Here is a 16,999-nt window from a genome sequence, read left to right as displayed (position 1 = left end):
GCTTACGATTGGTTAGCGCAATGAAGTGCTTTTTATCGATTAGTGAAAATGTTCTCATGAATGGAACAAGGAGCGCATATCACAGAAAATCCCCCACGTCGATGGTTGCGCCGTAGGGTTGCAGTTTTAGGTCTTTGCTGTGATTTTGTTGTCGATTTCCCTACCGCAGCGCGATCCCGGCACGGCAGGGGAAACCATTGCACGGAAAGCCGACGCTTACCTGCCGAGGATATAGGAGGCCAGCCGATCGGCCGCGTCTTCTATCTGCCTGGGGTTGCGCAGGAAGCAGGCGCGGAGGAACAGTTCGCCTCCCGGGCCAAAGGCCGTGCCGGGCGCAAGACCGACCCCGGTCTTGTCGACGATATCCAGCGCCGTCGCCCGGCTGTCCGTCACGCCGTCAATCTTGAGGAAGGCGTAAAGGGCGCCGTCCGGCTTCAGGGTTTCCACACGGTTCGTCGCGATGAGCGCATCGCAGAGAATGTCGCGGGATGTCAAAGCGCGTTCGTAATTCTCACGGACGAAACCATCGCCGTGATCGAGGGCGGCGACCGCGCCGCGCTGCATGAATTGCGCCACGCCTGAGGTGGAATATTGAATGAGATTCTCGATCACCTGACCGATGGCCGGCGGGGCGACAAGCCAGCCGACGCGCCAGCCAGTCATGGACCAGTTCTTCGAGAAGGAGTTGGCGAAGACGATCTTGTCGTCCGGCTCCATGACGTCGAGGAAGGACGGCGCACGGCTGCCGGAATAATGATAGAGCGCATAAATCTCGTCGGCGACGATCCACAGATCGTGTTTGCGTGCGAGCGTCAGAACGTCGCGGAGATTGTCGAGCGTCGCCGTCCACCCGGTCGGGTTGGAGGGAGTATTGATGAAAAGTGCCTTCGTCTTGCCGGTGATCGCGCTTTCCAGCCTGTTGATATCGAGATCCCAGCGGCCATCGCGGAAATCGATACCGACCGGAACCGCCTTCGCACCCGCCACGCCGATGGCGGCCACGATATTCGGCCATGTCGGAGACAGATAGACCATTTCGTCGCCGGGCGAGGTCAACGCCTGCACGGCAAGCACGATGGCCTGCATGCCGGAACCGGTCGCATAAAAATGTTCCGGCGGCAGCGATGCTGCGAAATGACGTTGATAATAGCGGCTCAGCGCCTGGCGCAATTCGGGAATGCCGCGCTGCCAGGTATAGAAGGTTTCGCCATTGTTCAGCCCATCGATGGCGGCCTGATTGATGAAGTCCGGGCTCGGCAGATCGCCTTCACCGACCCATAGCGGCAGGAGATTGTCCCGCCCCCGGGCATAATTCACGACTTCAACAATGCCGCTCTCGGGAGCCGCCAGAGAGCGCGCACTCAGACTGTTCAAAATGGACATTAAAGACACTCCGTTTGGTGCCTTCTTATCGCATCGAACCAGCCATGTGCATGATATTCCGTGAGGCGATCATGGATTTTCTTTATGGGTCATCCCCGGCAGGAGATCGCCGGCCGCATGGGGCCGGCACATCAGGCCGGGGACGATGGCGACAATCAACGCGTTTTCAGCAGATCGCGGATTTCGGTGAGGAGCTTGACGTCTTCCGGCGGCGGTGCTGCTTCCGGCTTTTCCTCGACCTTCTTGCGCTCAACGGAATCACGAAGCTTGTTGACGCCCTTGACCATCAGGAAAATGATCCAAGCCAGGATAAGGAAGTTGATGAGAACCGTCAGAAAGTTGCCGTAGGCGAAGACGGCGCCCTGATCGCGGGCGGCGGCGAGCGACGTGGCGTTGACGCTGGAGCTCAGCGGCAGGAAGTAGTTCGAAAAATCGAACCCGCCGAAGATCGCGCCGACAATCGGCATGATGAGATCGTTGACGACGGAGTCGACGATCTTGCTGAAAGCTGCACCGATAATAACACCCACGGCCAGATCCATGACATTGCCGCGGGCAATGAAGGTTTTAAATTCGTTAAGCATTCAGATTGTCCCTCTCTCCTGCTTCGCGAGCTGAAGCTATGTGACTGTCCCTACGGGTCGAACCATATAGGGTACGGGCTTCATTTGGAATCCGCGGGATTGCATTTATTAGCTTTTTTGCACGCTCACCTTGAACTTTATGCTCAGACCGCGCTCATTCTCAACGGCGCGGAATTCGCCTATGCTGATATTCGGGAATTCTTGCATGGGGAGGATGCGTGCTTCCTGGGTGGATCATATTCGGTTCGGCCTTCGCTTATGTCCTGCTGCTGTTTGCGGTTGCAAGCTATGGGGACAGGAAGAGCCGCAAAAGAAACGCTCCGAACAAGGGGCGTCCGTTCGTCTATGCGCTCAGCCTCGCGATCTATTGCACCTCCTGGACCTATTTCGGCGGTGTGGGTCTTGCGGCAGACAGGGGGCTGGAGTTTCTCGGCATCTATACCGGCCCCATCCTTGCCTTCACCATCGGCATGCCGATCATCCGCCGCATCGTTGAGCTGGCGAAAACCGAAAAACTGACTTCCGTTGCGGATTTCATCGCCGCCCGTTACGGCAAGAACTCCACCGTGGCGATGATCGTCGCCATCATCGCTCTCGTCGGCGCCATTCCCTATATCGCTCTGCAACTGAAAGCCGTTTCCAGCTCGGTGGCGACGATGGTCGATCCCGGCGACTACGGCATTGGCAGCGGCAATCTTTATTTCCTCGATCTGCCGCTGGTCGTCACCATCGTCATGGCGGGGTTTGCCGTCATGTTCGGCACCCGCCACACCGATGCCACCGAACATCAGGACGGGCTCATTCTGGCGATCTCGATGGAATCGCTGGTCAAGCTCGTCGCCATGTGCACCGTCGGCTTTTATGTGCTGTTCGTGCTCTTCGACGGTCCCGTGCACCTATGGCAGCTCGCCTCCGATAACGAACAGGCCATGCGGGCCATATCCTATCACACGCCCGTCAGCCGCTGGATCGTGATGACCCTGCTTTCCGGCTTCGCCATCATCCTGCTGCCGCGCCAGTTCCACGTTACCGTGGTTGAAAACCGCACACCACAAGAGCTGCGCATGGCTGGGTTCCTGCTGCCGCTTTATCTCATCGCGATCAACATCTTCGTGCTGCCGATTGCGCTGGCCGGCATTCTGACGCTCAGCGCCAATGGCGATGCCGATCTCTACGTGCTGCAATTGCCGCTCAATCACCAAATGCCGGTCGTGTCGCTGATCACCTTCATCGGCGGATTTTCGGCGGCGACCGCGATGGTGATCGTCGCCTCGGTGGCGCTATCGATCATGATCTCCAACGACATCGTCATGCCGATCTTCCTGCGGCAGAAGCTGCTGAACCGTTCTCCGCACCGGGACGACTTCGCCAAGACGCTGCTCAACATCCGCAGGACGGCAATCTTTGCGGTGCTGCTTCTGGGCTATGGCTATTATCGCGCCGCCGACAGCGCCACGGGCCTCGCCTCCATCGGCCTTCTCGCATTCGCCGCCATTGCGCAGATGGCCCCTGCCTTGTTCGGCGGGTTGTTCTGGCGGCGCGCCAATGCGCGCGGCGCAATCGCTGGCTTAAGTTCCGGCTTTTTCGTCTGGGCCTATCTGCTGTTCCTGCCGAGCTTCGGCGGGCCGGATAATTCCGAGGTCGCGGCGAATATTCTCGGCTTCCTGTTTTCCGGCAGCACGGTGTTCAACGGGCCTGAAGCCGACCCGTTCGTGAATGCGGTCATTCTCAGCCTGCTCGTCAACAGCCTTGCCTTTGTGCTCGGCTCGCTTTCGCGCAATCCGAGACCGGTGGAGCGCATCCAGTCCGGCATCTTCGTCAAGCGCCACTCGAAATCGCAATTCGCGACGCGCGGCTGGAAAACCCGTGTCAGTGTCGGCGACCTCAAAAGCGCGGTAGCGCGCTATCTCGGCGAGGAGCGCATGCTGCGGTCACTCGCGACCTATGAAAAGACGGCGGGCAGGAAACTCAATGACGACCAGCCGGCGGACATGGCGCTGATCCATTTCTCCGAACAGTTGCTGGGCAGCGCCATCGGCTCCTCCTCCGCCCGCCTGGTGCTTTCCATCATTCTTCAGAAGGCGGAAGATACCAGCGCGGACACGGCATGGCTGCTCGATCAGGCAAGCGAAGCCCTGCAATATAATCAGGACATGCTGCAAACGGCGCTCGCCCAGATGGATCAGGGCATTGCGGTTTTCGACAGTTCGCAGCAATTGACCATCTGGAACCGGCGCTTCCGCACGCTCTTGGATTTGCCCGAGCAATTCGGCCAAGTCGGCGTGCCGCTTACGGACATCGTTGCGATGCTGCAGGAACGCGGCGATATGCCGGAAGGCGATTTGAGCGAGCTCATCACCAGTTTCCTGACAATGGACCTGCCTTTCTCGCTGGTGCTCGGGGGCGGTGAACGCATCATCGAAGTGCGCTCCAACACCATGCCGGACAAGGGCATTGTCGCCACTTTCACGGATATTACCCAGCGCGTCGCAAGCGATCAGGCGCTGAAACAGGCAAACGAAACGCTGGAGCAGCGCGTGGAGGAGCGCACCGTGGAACTGACCCGCGTCAACCGCGCACTGGCGGAAGCCAGAGCTGCCGCCGATGAGGCGAATATCGGCAAGACACGGTTCTTCGCCGCCGCCGGTCATGACATTCTTCAGCCCCTGAATGCCGCGCGCCTCTATTCCTCCTCGCTGGTCGAACGGCTTGGCACATCGGGAGAAAGCGATCTCGTCCACAATATCGATTCGGCGCTGGAATCGGTCGAAACCATTCTCGGCGCGGTTCTCGATATTTCCCGTCTCGACACCGGCTCGATGAAGGCGCGCATGACATCCGTGCCGCTGAATGAGCTGCTGAAACGCATCGAAACCGATTTCGCGCCGATGGCGCAGGAAAAGAACCTCGACCTCGTGGTCATGCCAACCTCGCTCACGGTCCGCTCCGACCCCAATCTCCTGCGGCGTCTGATACAGAATCTCGTTTCCAACGCCATCAAATACACGCTGAAGGGCAAGGTGGTCGTCGGTGCGCGCCGCCGGGGCGGCGAAGTGGTCATTCAGGTGACGGATTCCGGTATCGGCATTCCCTCATCCAAGTTTCGCACTGTCTTCAAGGAATTCGCCCGATTGGACGAGGGCGCAAGAACAGCATCCGGCCTCGGGCTCGGTCTTTCCATCGTCGACCGGCTGTCGCGCATGCTGCACCATCCGGTACAGCTGATTTCCACCCCGGGAAAAGGCACGACCTTCCGCATCCACCTGCCGCGCGAGGCGGATCGCCTCGTACCGGCCAAAGCTGATGGCGGAACAATCAGTCCCGCAGCCAGCGACCGCCTTCAGGGCGTCCGGGTGCTCTGCATCGACAACGAGCCGAAAATCCTCGAGGGCATGACGCTGCTCTTGACGGGATGGGGTTGTGAGGTTTTACCCGCAGGTTCCGTGGCGACGCTTGAGGAGCCCTTCCTCACTTTGGCCTCAGCCCCCGACGTCATCGTCGCCGATTACCATCTGGACGATGGCGACGGCATCAGCGCCATCCGCCTCATCAGGACATTTTACGGCAAGACGATCCCTGCCCTGCTGGTGACGGCGGACCGCAGCCCGGAAGTGCGCAGCGATGCTGAAAAATACGGGATTTCGGTTCAGCACAAACCGGTCAAACCGGCAGCGTTGCGGGCCTACATCAACCAGATATCCAGTACGGTGCGGGCAGCGGCCGAATAAAAACTCCCGGACCTTGCGATCCGGGAGCGGTTTTGACCTTCAAAAAAAACAGACCTATCAGGCCGCCTGATTGTAGCGATCCCTGCCGGTCGCCGAACCCTGTTCCATCTGGAACCGCTGCACCAGATCGAGCAGCGCTTCCACCTCGCCGGAAAGCACCCGGCTGGCCGCGCTCGACTGTTCGGCAAGCGCCGCATTCTGCTGCGTCATCTGGTCCATCTGGTTGACGGAGCTGTTGACGTTATGAAGCGCGGAGGACTGGTCCTGGGTCGCCGTCGCGATGGTTTCGACATGCTGGCTGACGGTAACGATCTGCTGGCTGATGGCGGAGAGGACCGTGCCCGCCTCCTGTACCAGCTTCGAGCCGGAACTGACCTCATGCGTCGACTGGTTGATGAGCTGCTTTATCTCGCGAGCCGCGTCGGCGGAGCGCTGGGCAAGCTCGCGCACTTCCTGCGCCACAACGGCAAAACCCTTGCCCGCCTCGCCCGCACGCGCCGCCTCGATGCCCGCATTCAGGGCGAGGAGGTTGGTCTGGAAGGCGATGTCGTCGATGACCTCGATGATCTGCTCGATCTTGCGCGAGGCGTCTTCAATGCGGCCCATGGCGTCGACGGCGTTGCTGACGACCGAACCGGAACTGTCGGCGCTCTGCTTGGTGATGCGCACGGCCTCATTGGCCTCCCGCGCCCGCTCGGCCGACGATCTGACGGTAACCGTGATTTCGTCCACGGCGGCGGCGGTTTCTTCCAGCGAGGCGGCCTGATTTTCGGTGCGCTTCGACAGATCGACTGACGACTGCTCGATTTCAAAGCCGCTATGCTGGATGATGAGCGTGCGCTCGCGGATCTGCCCCAGCGCATCGCGCAGGTTGAGAAGGGATTCGTTGAAATCCGTGCGCAGACGATCAAGACGACCAGCGAAAGGCGTCTCGATCGTGCGACTCAGATCGCCACGCGAAAGCCTGCCGAGACCGGAAGCAATCTCGCCGACCGCAAATTCGATCTGGCTGTCCATTTCCTGCTTCTCGGCATCGTTGCGGTGACGTTCGGATTCGGCTGCGGAGCGTTCCTCGGCGCTTTTGCCTTCAATCGCCAGTTTCTCGATCGCATTCTCGCGGAAAATCACCAGCGCGCGGGCGATGTTGCCGAATTCATTGGTGTTGGTGGCGTAGGGGATCGGCGTGTCGAGATTGCCGTCCGAAAGGGACTTCACCGCATCGGTCAGCTTGCCAAGCGGCTGAAGCGTGCGCTTGATGACGAAATAGGCGAGCAATCCGACGCCAAGCATGGCGAGCGCGCCGCAGATCAGCATCATGTCGCGCAGGCTGTATATCTGCGCATCGTAGACATCCATGGGAACGCCCACGAACAGGATGCCGACCGTTGCGCCGGTCTTGTTCGTAACCGGCATATAACCGGTCATGTAGCTGGTGCCGAACAGCGTGGCGGTGCCAAAATAGGCCTCACCCTTGGAGACTTTCGCAAAAGCGGGATGATCGGTAGCAAGCTTGGTGCCGGCTGCTCTCTCGCCCTTTTCGTTCTTCAGATTGGTGGTCATGCGAATGAACTCGCCGCCCTTGGCTTCAAACACGGTAGAAATACCGCCGTTACCGGCTGCCGTGCGGTCGACGAGATCATTGTCGCGCATCGTTCCGATGCTGGCGCGACCCACACTTTTGAGGTCCCCATCCACCATTTCGAGGGCGACGCCGCCGACCTTCAGTTCGTAAAGGATCGCCATGCTGCGCATTGCGCTGTGCGTATCACGCAGCGCGGTGGTGATGATGTTGTCCTTCAAGCGAATGTAGGTCGAAAAACCAACTGCCGCCACGCTGAGCGTGATCAGGCCGATCGTCAACGCGACGACCTTGCCGGCAACGGACTTAAAGAGCCGGTTGTGCATGAAACAGTTCCCCAAAGCCAAACTTATAAAAGTTCTAGTAGGCAACTGTTAAAAAAACGCGAAGCGTCGATAGCGCCTTTTAGGGGGGCACAAGCCGGGCCGGCGCCTGCCGGCTTGTGAGGGACGGGAAACCCCGTCCACGATCAGTGGATATAACCGAGCCGGATGGCCTTGGCGATCGCCTGGATACGGTTGACGGAATCGAGCTTGATCGTCGCCGAACCGAGATAGGCGTTGACGGTGTGCACGGAAAGCCCGAGCTTGACCGCGATTTCTTCACTGATACGGCCGTCCCCCGCCAGTTGCAGGCAGGCGATTTCCCTCTCGCTCAGCGCCTCGGAAGGCGCCACCTTGCGCTCGTCCAGCGCCAGCATGTCCACCATGATCTCGCAGCATTTGATGTGCTGTTCGATCACGACCTCATTGTCGAGAACGAGGTTGGTGCCGCAGAAGACAATGTAACCGTTGCCGATGGTGCCAAGCCGCACCGGGAGCGCGAGCCCCGCATAGGGCAATGTGTCGTTCTCGATACGGCGCAGAAGTGCGGGCACATCGGGAAGATCGGCAAAGCCGCCGGCATTCTTGTTGCGCCAGATGACCGGCAGGAGCGATGTCTCGATGTGATCGAGAAGAATGTCGCCGACGGCGCGGATGAACTGCGCGCTCTGCTCTGCGGCATTCATGCCCCAGTTTTCCAGCTCGCAGGTCAGCTTCTTCTTGTTGGGGAAACCGGAAGCCGCAGCCTTCGTCACCACGAAATTGCGCGCGCCGACCAGCTTCTGCATGGCGACGAGCTTCGGAAAAAGATCCGACCGGCTCGTCACGACAGGGCTGCGGTAAAACATGCCCGTCTGACCTGAACCCTCATTGTCTTTCGTCTGTACCATCCGTCCGACCATTATACGAGGTTGTTGCGCACGGCGTAGGCAATTGCCTCCGAGCGGGTTTTCGTCGCGGTTTTACGCATCACGCTTGTAATGTAATTATTGATCGTATTGCGCGAAATGCCAAGGATCATCGCAATTTCATCGCTCGTCTTGCCTTCCGCGATCCAGAACAGGCATTCGAGCTCGCGCTCCGTGAGATCGATATCGCGCACGGTTTTTGCTTCGCTGGCAATGCCGAAGCTGACGCAATAGCCCGTCAGCAGGGCGATTTCGCGCAGTCTTTCCGGCGAAGGCACCGCTTCTTCGGGAAACAGCAGCAGCAGCGAAAGCCGGATGCGTCCCACACAGAAAGACAGCGCCGAATATTGCCGGTCTATGCCGTAGGGAACCGAAACATCGTCCGGAAGGAAGAGCAGCCGCGGCTGCAGAAGCGAAAGGCATTTCTCCATTTCGCTCGATCTGTTCTGGCTGTTGGCCAGTTCGACACCAAGCCTGCGGACCAGATCGAAAGGCCAGTCGGAGGTGACGATGAATTTCAGTCCGGTTTCTTCGAGAAGATCATCCCGCGCCAGCAGATAATGCGAGGCGCCAGCGTAGGTTACGAGCAGATCCAGTGCGCCTGCAACGTTACCGGCAGCAGCCGTGGCTGCGACGTTTTTAGCAAGCTGATCGCGCGGCAAGGGCTTACCCATGCCCTCCATAGGCTTGGCAGACAGCCTGCGGATATCAACATCGACTTTCAATCGCCTACGCCCTCTTGCTCCCAGTGGGAGATTATACCTCGGGATGGAATCATTCCATTCGAGAAGCTTACCAAAATGGGACGGCAAGCCCCCGGAGACCGAATCACTTCATTTTATGGAACGGACTGGGATTTGCCATTACCTGACACCAGCCTTTCCACGTATTTCCCTGCTCGTCTATTACTAAAAAAACATACTGAAAAGCTGTTCAATCCATAAACGGCATTCTCAGCCAATTCCCAGCAAACTGTATCGTTGCTGAATTTTTTGTAAACACTGTGCTGAAACGAGATTGCCACGGCTCGCCCGCCAAGCATAGCGAAAAGCCCAAAAACGGGAAAAAGGCCGGGTAAAACCGGCCTTTTCGATATTATGCTGCTTTTTCCACCGCCCATTTGCGCAGGATCTTGGCGGCTCTTTCCTCGCTGATTTCCACCATGCGGGAGAGCCTGCGTTCCGGTCCTTCGCGAACCCGGCGGTTGAATGTGCCCTCGCCATCGCCGCCTGCCAGAAGGTCGTCGGTGCTGTCGAAGCCGAAGTCCGCCCCGAAGCCTTCCATGAGACCGCCTGCGCCCGCATCCATGCCGGGAGAGAAATCCGGCAGTTCGAGACCAGCGGCCTCCTGGCTGAGCTGACCTGCGGCGGCACCGTTGCCGGTCACCGTGCGGACCAGAGGGCGTACACCGAGCCAGACGACAAGGAAGGCGACCGCGACAAAGGCGAGCGAGTTGATGATGCCGGCGGAATTGCGGCTCAGCACTTCCATGATGCCCGGGCCGGTTGCGGCCTCATCCAGCAATTGCGTTTCGAGGAAGTCCATCGCCGTCAGCGAGACGATGTCGCCACGGTCGGAGGAAATGCCCGCTGCCGAGGTGACGATCTTCTGCATTTCGGCAAGATAGGCGTCAATCTTCGCCTGATCGGCGGGCTCGCCGACCATCTTGGCGATCCGGCCCTTGTTGACGACGACCGCGACCGAAATCTTCTCGACAGTGTAGCCGTTCTTGACCGTGGCTACCGTCTTGGAATTGATCTCGTAATTGGTCTGCTCTTCCTTCTTGGCCGACTGGTCGGAGGACTGCGGACCGCCGCCGCCGCCCTGGGGCGCTGCCTGCGGTACGTTCTGTTCCACGGTCGCGGCCGTATCCGGCTGCGTTTCCTGGGACTTCTGGTCTTCCTTTACCGTGCGCACGGAGCGCTCGACGCGCGATTCCGGATCGTAGACGGTTTCCTGAATCTGACGGCTGTCGGTATTCAGCTGCGCCGTAACGCTGGAGCGGAAATTGTCCATGCCGAGGAAAGGCGCCAGCGCCTTGTCGATATTGGTTTCGATTTCCTGCTGCACATTCTGCGCCAGCGTCAGCGAGCGGTTCATGGCGGCATTGGTGACATCGTCGCCGGAAGCGAGAAGCTGGCCGGTCGAATCAAGCAGGGTCACATCATCGACTTCAAGGCCGGGAACGGCCGAGGCGACGAGGTGGCGGATGGATGCGGACGCCTTGCGGCCGGCCGAAGCACTGGCGCGAATCATGACCGATGCGGTGGGCTTCTGTTCGCCACGGCGGAAATTGCCGACGTCAGGCATGACGATATGGACGCGTGCGGCCGCAATGCCGTCAATCTGCTGGATGGAGCGGCCGATCTCGCCCTCAAGGGCGCGAACGCGCGTCACTTCCTGCATGAAGGAGGTCAGGCCGAGAGAGCCGACATTGTCGAAAAGCTCATAACCGGCATTGGCGCTGTCGGGCAGGCCGCGCTCAGCCAGAAGCAATCTTGCCTTGCTGGTGAGGCCGACAGGAACCTGAAGGCTGGAACCATCGGTCCCCACCTGAAAGTCCAGACCCGATTCGGCAAGCGCAATGCTGATCTTGTTAAGGTCGCTTTTTTCAAGTCCCACATAGAGGGTCTCGTAAGCGGGACGGTTCACGTAAAGAGCTGCGGCAAGGATGATGGCCATGGACACAACGCCCACGCCGCCCAGCATCAGCAGCCGTGTCTGCCCCAGCGCCGCGACATTCTTCAAGACCTGAGGGATTTGATTTAACAGATTCATTCTGTTCCGCACCGTCATTCATAGAGTCCGAGACCTTTTGGCCCCGTCGTGACAATAGGGTGCGAAGCTTGCGCGAGCGTTGCCTTTCTCCGCATTCCGCGAAGGACGGCAACGCTGACGGAAATAACTCTAGAACAGGTCGAAGTCGCCCGAGGCCTTGTCGAGCGGCTGGGAATGGCCATGGCGGAAGGCCGCGCCGAGCGCCTTCTGCATTTCGGCCAGCTTGACCAGGCTTAGGGCGGTGGAAACATCCACGATCCAGTCTCCGGGGATGGAACCGGTGATGGTATCGATGAATTCCGCAAGGCCGCGGGTTTTCTGGACGGCAAGGTCGATGCCCTGCAACAGCTTGACGCCTTCACTGGACAATTGACCACTGGTCACTTCAAGCAATTGCGGCTCGATGCGCTCGATGAGATAGGCGACGTCGTGCAGTTCCGATACCACGCGCATCAGAACGTCCGGCAGGGCTTCTTCGAACGGAGTGGCGGCGGTGTGCTCTGCAAGCTGCATTGGAAACTCCGTGACTAGAAAAATTCGATGTCGTTGGCGACTGGCTTGGGGGCCGGCACCGGACGCGTTTCCATGGCAACCGTCTTCTGGGTTTCCGCACCGCTGAGCGGATGCTGACGCGCGCGCCCGGAGACCGGCCAGAATTCGATCTTTCGGCCGTGGTCCCCGCCCGTGGAGGAGCTTAAGACCGGAATACCTTCATCCTTCAGAAACTGCATGGCGAAGATGGCATTCTGCTCGCCGACATTGGAGAAGCTGGCGATCGTCTTTGCGCCGCCGAAAACCTTGGCCTCCAGCCGGTCGCGCCGCGCCCCCTGCTTCAGGAGGCCGTTGATCAGGAGCTCCATGAGATGTACGCCGTAACGCGTGGCATCTCCGCCGGTCACATTTCCCGTTCCCGGCAGCAGGAAGTGATTCATGCCCCCTAAGCCGGCAACAGGGTCTCTCAGACAGGCGGCCACGCACGAACCGAGTATCGTCGTCAGCACCACATCGGGATCGCTGACGACCTTATACTCGCCCTGAATGATATGTACGCGCTTGGCCGCAGCTTCAATCATTTCAGCGATCCGAAAACCGCCTCGATGGCAGCGCGCATCTTGTCGATCGTGAAGGGCTTGGCCAGCACGTTGTTGGCGCCGAGCTGGGCTGCCTTCTGCACCAGCGCGCGGTCGCCCTGCGCGGTGAGGATGATGAAGGCGGCCTTCTTGGTCGTCGGGTTGGCCCTGACGGCGTGCAGGAAACCGAGACCGTCCATCTTCGGCATGTTGAAATCGGAAATGACGAGATGATGGGGCTGCTGCTCCATGATCTTCATTCCCTGCTCGCCGTCACCGGCGGCGGTGATCTGCTTGAAGCCGAGCTGTGTCAGCGCATCGCTGAGGAGCAGCCGGCTGGTCACCTGATCGTCGACGATCAGAACTTTGATCTTTTCTGCGAGAGACATTAGTCAGCACCTTCTTTACGGGCAGTGGTTAGTTTCAGGATTTCTTCGCCGATGGAGGCCAGCGGGAGTTGCTGTTCCACGGCGCCAAGTTCATAGGCCACGCGGGGCATGCCGTAGACGACACATGTTTTTTCGTTCTGACCGACGGTGCGCGCGCCGGCATGACGCATCTTCAACAGCCCGGCTGCGCCATCGCGGCCCATGCCGGTCAAAATGACGCCGACGGCGTTACGGCCGGCAAGCTCGGCCACCGAATCGAACAGCACATCGACGGAGGGTCGGTGGCCGTTGACGGGATCGCGTTCGAGGAGCCGGCAGCAGGGTGCGGACCGGTTGGCGATCTGCAAATGGCGCTCGCCGCCCGGCGCAAGATAGATCTTGCCGGTCTGAAGACGTGCACCGTCCGTCGCCTCTTCCACCACGGGCGCGCAGATACGGTTCAGCCGTTCGGCAAAACTCTTGGTGAAGGTCGGCGGCATGTGCTGGGTGATGACGGTCGGCGGGCAATTGGCCGGGAATTTCTGCAGCACGGCGATCAGCGCTTCGACACCGCCCGTGGAGGAACCGATGGCCACAACCTTGCGCCCAGCCCGATATTCACTGACCGGGACCGGCTGCGGCGCGGCTGCGGCTTCCGGGCGCGCCGCGCGGTAGGCGGCGTGTTGCGAGCGGGCGGCGGCCTTCACCTTGTCGGCCAGATCGCCGAAGGGGCGCGCATCGCCCGGCGCCGGCTTGCCGACACAGTCGAAGGCGCCGATTTCAAGCGCGGCCAGCGAAGCATCCGCGCCGCGATGGGTCAGCGACGAGACCATGATGACCGGCATGGGCCGCAGGCGCATGATCTTTTCGAGAAATTCCAGCCCGTTCATTTCCGGCATCTCGATGTCGAGCGTCACGACATCGGGGTTGAGCTGCTTGATGGCGGCCCTCGCTTCCATGGCGTTGCCGGCCTGTCCGACCACTTCGACTTCCGGATCGGCCTTGAGGACAGCCGAAATCAGGCCGCGCATGGTGGGGCTATCATCAACGACGAGTACCCGTGCGAGTGCGCTCATGCCTTCCTCCCCGAAGCGTGGCCAGTGAAGCGGTAGGTGGTGATGCCCGTATTGTCGAACAGGTTCTTGGCGTCACCGGAAACGCGTTCGGAATGCCCGATATAAAGATGACCGCCTTCCGGCAGCAGCCCGGCAAAACGCGACCAGATGCGCATCTGCGTCGGCTCGTCGAAATAGATGACGACGTTGCGGCAGAAAATGACGTCGAAATTGCCTTTGAAGGGCCATTGCGTCATCAGGTTCAATTCGTTGAAGGTGATGAGGCGCCTGACCTTGTCGTCGATACGGAACTTGCGGCGACCGCCGGCATCGACTTCCGTGAACCATTGCTTGCGCATGGCGGGAGATACGGTTTCGAGCGCATTGTCGTCATAGACCCCTGCCCGGGCCTGCGCCAAAATCTTGGGGTCGATATCCGTCGCCAGGATTTTGAAATCGTAATCCGCCGCATTCGGGAACATGGCAAGCACGGTCAGCGCGATCGAATAGGGTTCCTGCCCGTCGGAACAGGCGGCCGACCAGATGCGGACACGTCCGCCGCTCTTCGCCCGGGCGATGAGGCCCGGCAGGACTTCGTCACGCAGATGTTCGAAATGGTGGTTCTCGCGGAAGAAGCGGGTGAAATTCGTCGTCAGGTGCGACAGCATTTCGCGCCGCGCCTGCGCGCCATCCGGCGAGGACACCAATGAACAATATTCGCGAAAACCCGACAGGCCGAGATTGCGGATATGCTTCGACAGGCGGGAATAGACCAGCGACGCCTTGGTGTCGTTGAGATAGATGCCCGCATCGGCATAGATCATCGCCGCGATTTCCGACAGGTCGCGTCTCGTCAACGGGTATTCGCCGCTGGCAAGAACCTCGTCGGGAGACTGGCGCTGATCGCTGAAATTAAGTGCTGCCATGAACGATCCGCTCTCAACCCGTCGCCGCAAGCGACATTTCCTGCTTCAGGGGCTGTCCGCGCGAGGCGCTGACGATGGCATCGACATCCAGGATGAGCGCGACACGTCCGTCACCGAGAATGGTGGCGGCGGCAATGCCCGGAACATGGGTATAGTTGGCTTCCAACGACTTGATGACGACCTGGCGCTGGCCCTGGATCGCGTCGACCATCAGGGCGCGCTGGCCGCCGCCTTCCGATTCCACCAGAAGGGCGACACCTTCGACCGGATCGGCCTGGGTCGGGCGGAAGTTCAGCACGCGACCGACATCGACCAGAGGGCAGAAGGAGTTGCGGATGGAGATCAGCCGCTGGTTCGCGCCGAAGGAATGAATGTTCTTCGCTTCCGGTTGCAGGGTTTCGACGATTGCCGTCAGCGGCACCACCAGCGTCTGGCCGGCGACCGTTACCACCATGCCGTCCAGAACGGCGAGCGTCAGCGGAAGGCTCATGGTGAAGGTCGAGCCATGGCCGGGGCGCGAGGAGATGCTGATACGGCCGCCAAGCGCCTGAATGGAGCGTTTGACCACATCCATGCCAACGCCGCGGCCGGAAATGTCGGAAATCTTGTCAGCGGTGGAGAAACCCGGCGCGAAGATCAGATTGTCGATCTCTTCATCCGTCAGGTTCGCATCGGCGGCGATGAGATCGTTGTCGATTGCCTTCTGGCGAACGCGCTCGCGGTTGATGCCGGCGCCATCGTCCTGAAGCTCGATCAGGATGCGGCCCGAACGGTGCTTGGCCGAAAGCTTGATGGTGCCTTCCGGGTTCTTGCCCGCCGCTTCGCGTTTTTCCGGCGTTTCGATGCCGTGGTCGACGGCATTGCGGATCATATGCGTCAGGGGTTCGGCCAGCTTGTCGATGACCGTCTTGTCGACTTCCGTGTTCTCACCTTCGGTGACGAGGCGGATCTGCTTGCCGATCATGTCGGCGACTTCGCGGACGATACGGGACATGCGCTGGAACACCGGCTTCACCGGCTGCGCGCGGATGGCCATGACGCTATCCTGGATTTCGCGCGTCAGCTGCTGCAGCTCGTCGAGGCCCATATTGACGGCAGACGTGCCGCTCGCATCGTTTTCGATGACGCTCTGCGAGAGCATCGCCTGATTGATGACGAGTTCGCCGACGAGGTTGATCAGGCGGTCGACGCGGTCGAGGTCGACGCGGATGGTCTGGCCGGCGCTGGCATTGGCCGCCGCATTGGCATTCGCCTGGGCTGCGGCAGGCGCTGCCGCCGCTTCACGCTTTTCGATTGCCGCATTGACGCTCTGGGCGATCTGCGTCGTCGCAACGGCCGTTTCGACGGCTGCTGCAACGTAAGACGCTTCAGCCGTGGCGGTTTCAACAGCGGGCTGCTCTTCCGGTCCGCTATCGAGGGCCGAAAGATCGAACGGCACCGGGATCATCGGAAGCTCTTCCGCGTCGTCTGCGGCATCCGAAACAACCGGCACGATTTCGAGATCGCAATCCCATTCGGCAAATTCGAAGACGCTGCGGATGCCCTCTTCGCCCTTGTCGGTCGCAATCGAAACCGTCCAGGAAAGATAGGATGCTTCGGGATCGAGCTTGTCGAGCGAAGGCAGCTCCGACATGTCGCAATTGATGCTCATTTCGCCGATGCGCGAAAGATCGCGCAGGAGAAGAGCTGCCTCGTTGCCTTTCGAATAAAGCGACGCATGCGGCTTGAAGGTGATCTGGAAGGACGGAGCTTCCATCAACGGCGTGGTTTCGTCGGCAAAGTCCGTGAAGGAGAACGGGATCGGCTCGAAGCCGCTCTCATCCGTCGGCTTGGGGGCGACGGGTTGCGGCGCCTTGACGGCGGCAGGCGCTGCCACAGGCGCGGAAACCTGCACGGTTTCGCCGTTTGCCAGCGCTTCCAGCTCCTTGACGAGGCCGCGGGTGCGGCTTTCATCGACGCTGCCGCCGTCTCTTGCCGCATTGGTCAGGTCCGCCAGCACGTCGGCGGAGCGCAGCATGACTTTCAGAACATCCTGGGTCGGCTCCAGCTTGTTGGAGCGGACGCAGTCGAGGGTCGTTTCAAAAACGTGGGCGAAGGCCACGAGATCATCGAGACCGAAGGCACCCGCCCCGCCCTTGATGGAATGAACGGCACGGAAAACGGCGTTGACGGTTTCCGGATCGCGGTCGCCGTCATTCAATTTAAGAAGCCCCGATTCCAGTTCCGCGAGCTGCTCCTCGCATTCCTGGAAAAAGATTTCCTTGATTTCGTTCATATCCATCGTGAAATGTCCCGTA

13 protein-coding genes are annotated in these 16,999 nt (G+C 60.0%); 1 reads left to right on the top strand and 12 read right to left on the bottom strand.

All coding sequences use genetic code 11. The features are described 5' to 3' along the window. Positions 1–216 precede the first annotated feature (216 nt). Positions 217–1,383, bottom strand: coding sequence for a pyridoxal phosphate-dependent aminotransferase (locus tag F3H58_RS23965; RefSeq protein WP_149744029.1), 1,167 nt, complete (start codon positions 1,381–1,383; stop codon positions 217–219). Positions 1,384–1,538: 155 nt separating this feature from the next. Next, entirely contained in the window at positions 1,539–1,967 is a 429-nt protein-coding gene (mscL, locus tag F3H58_RS23960; RefSeq protein WP_003522754.1) for a large conductance mechanosensitive channel protein MscL, read from the bottom strand. 218 nt (positions 1,968–2,185) lie between these two features. Between mscL and F3H58_RS23955 the strand changes: the two genes are divergently transcribed. Continuing rightward, positions 2,186–5,695 (top strand): hybrid sensor histidine kinase/response regulator, encoded by a 3,510-nt coding sequence (locus tag F3H58_RS23955; RefSeq protein ID WP_149744028.1) that lies wholly within the window; start codon positions 2,186–2,188, stop codon positions 5,693–5,695. Between the two features lie 57 nt (positions 5,696–5,752). Here the strand turns inward: F3H58_RS23955 and F3H58_RS23950 are convergent, their stop codons facing one another. The 10 genes from F3H58_RS23950 to F3H58_RS23905 all read right to left on the bottom strand — a co-directional run bounded on the left by F3H58_RS23950 (position 5,753) and on the right by F3H58_RS23905 (position 16,983). Next, entirely contained in the window at positions 5,753–7,600 is a 1,848-nt protein-coding gene (locus F3H58_RS23950; protein ID WP_149744027.1) for a methyl-accepting chemotaxis protein, read from the bottom strand. Between the two features lie 143 nt (positions 7,601–7,743). Beyond that, positions 7,744–8,445 carry a transcriptional regulator VisR gene (gene visR, locus F3H58_RS23945; protein WP_188129057.1) on the bottom strand — a complete coding sequence of 234 codons (702 nt, stop codon included), beginning with the start codon at positions 8,443–8,445 and terminating at the stop codon, positions 7,744–7,746. Positions 8,446–8,498: 53 nt separating this feature from the next. Beyond that, a complete protein-coding gene (gene visN / locus F3H58_RS23940) occupies positions 8,499–9,230 on the bottom strand; it encodes a transcriptional regulator VisN (protein ID WP_065654475.1) in 732 nt (243 codons plus the stop codon). A 370-nt stretch (positions 9,231–9,600) separates the two neighbouring features. After that, positions 9,601–11,283 carry a flagellar basal-body MS-ring/collar protein FliF gene (gene fliF, locus F3H58_RS23935; protein WP_035262795.1) on the bottom strand — a complete coding sequence of 561 codons (1,683 nt, stop codon included), beginning with the start codon at positions 11,281–11,283 and terminating at the stop codon, positions 9,601–9,603. A gap of 129 nt (positions 11,284–11,412) precedes the next feature. After that, positions 11,413–11,796 (bottom strand): chemotaxis protein CheT, encoded by a 384-nt coding sequence (cheT, locus tag F3H58_RS23930; protein ID WP_035262798.1) that lies wholly within the window; start codon positions 11,794–11,796, stop codon positions 11,413–11,415. A 14-nt stretch (positions 11,797–11,810) separates the two neighbouring features. After that, positions 11,811–12,356: a chemoreceptor glutamine deamidase CheD gene (gene cheD / locus F3H58_RS23925; protein ID WP_003522762.1), complete on the bottom strand. Its 546-nt coding sequence runs from the start codon at positions 12,354–12,356 to the stop codon at positions 11,811–11,813. Continuing rightward, positions 12,353–12,742 carry a chemotaxis response regulator CheY2 gene (cheY2, locus tag F3H58_RS23920; protein WP_003503467.1) on the bottom strand — a complete coding sequence of 130 codons (390 nt, stop codon included), beginning with the start codon at positions 12,740–12,742 and terminating at the stop codon, positions 12,353–12,355. Before cheY2 ends, cheD begins: the two co-directional genes overlap by 4 nt. After that, positions 12,742–13,797, bottom strand: coding sequence for a protein-glutamate O-methylesterase CheB (gene cheB, locus F3H58_RS23915; RefSeq protein ID WP_149744025.1), 1,056 nt, complete (start codon positions 13,795–13,797; stop codon positions 12,742–12,744). The genes cheY2 and cheB overlap by 1 nt, the downstream gene beginning before the upstream one ends. After that, on the bottom strand, positions 13,794–14,702 hold the full coding sequence (gene cheR, locus F3H58_RS23910; RefSeq protein ID WP_149744024.1) for a protein-glutamate O-methyltransferase CheR: 909 nt from the start codon (positions 14,700–14,702) through the stop codon (positions 13,794–13,796). The genes cheB and cheR overlap by 4 nt, the downstream gene beginning before the upstream one ends. 13 nt (positions 14,703–14,715) lie before the next feature. Beyond that, entirely contained in the window at positions 14,716–16,983 is a 2,268-nt protein-coding gene (locus F3H58_RS23905) for a chemotaxis protein CheA (RefSeq protein ID WP_065654479.1), read from the bottom strand. Positions 16,984–16,999 lie beyond the last annotated feature (16 nt).

Origin of the sequence: Rhizobium sp. NFACC06-2 (assembly GCF_900101425.1) — a bacterium.
Lineage (GTDB): Bacteria > Pseudomonadota > Alphaproteobacteria > Rhizobiales > Rhizobiaceae > Agrobacterium > Agrobacterium leguminum.
The sequence above is the reverse complement of the archived record's forward strand: the minus strand, read 5'-3'. Positions and strand labels throughout refer to the sequence as shown.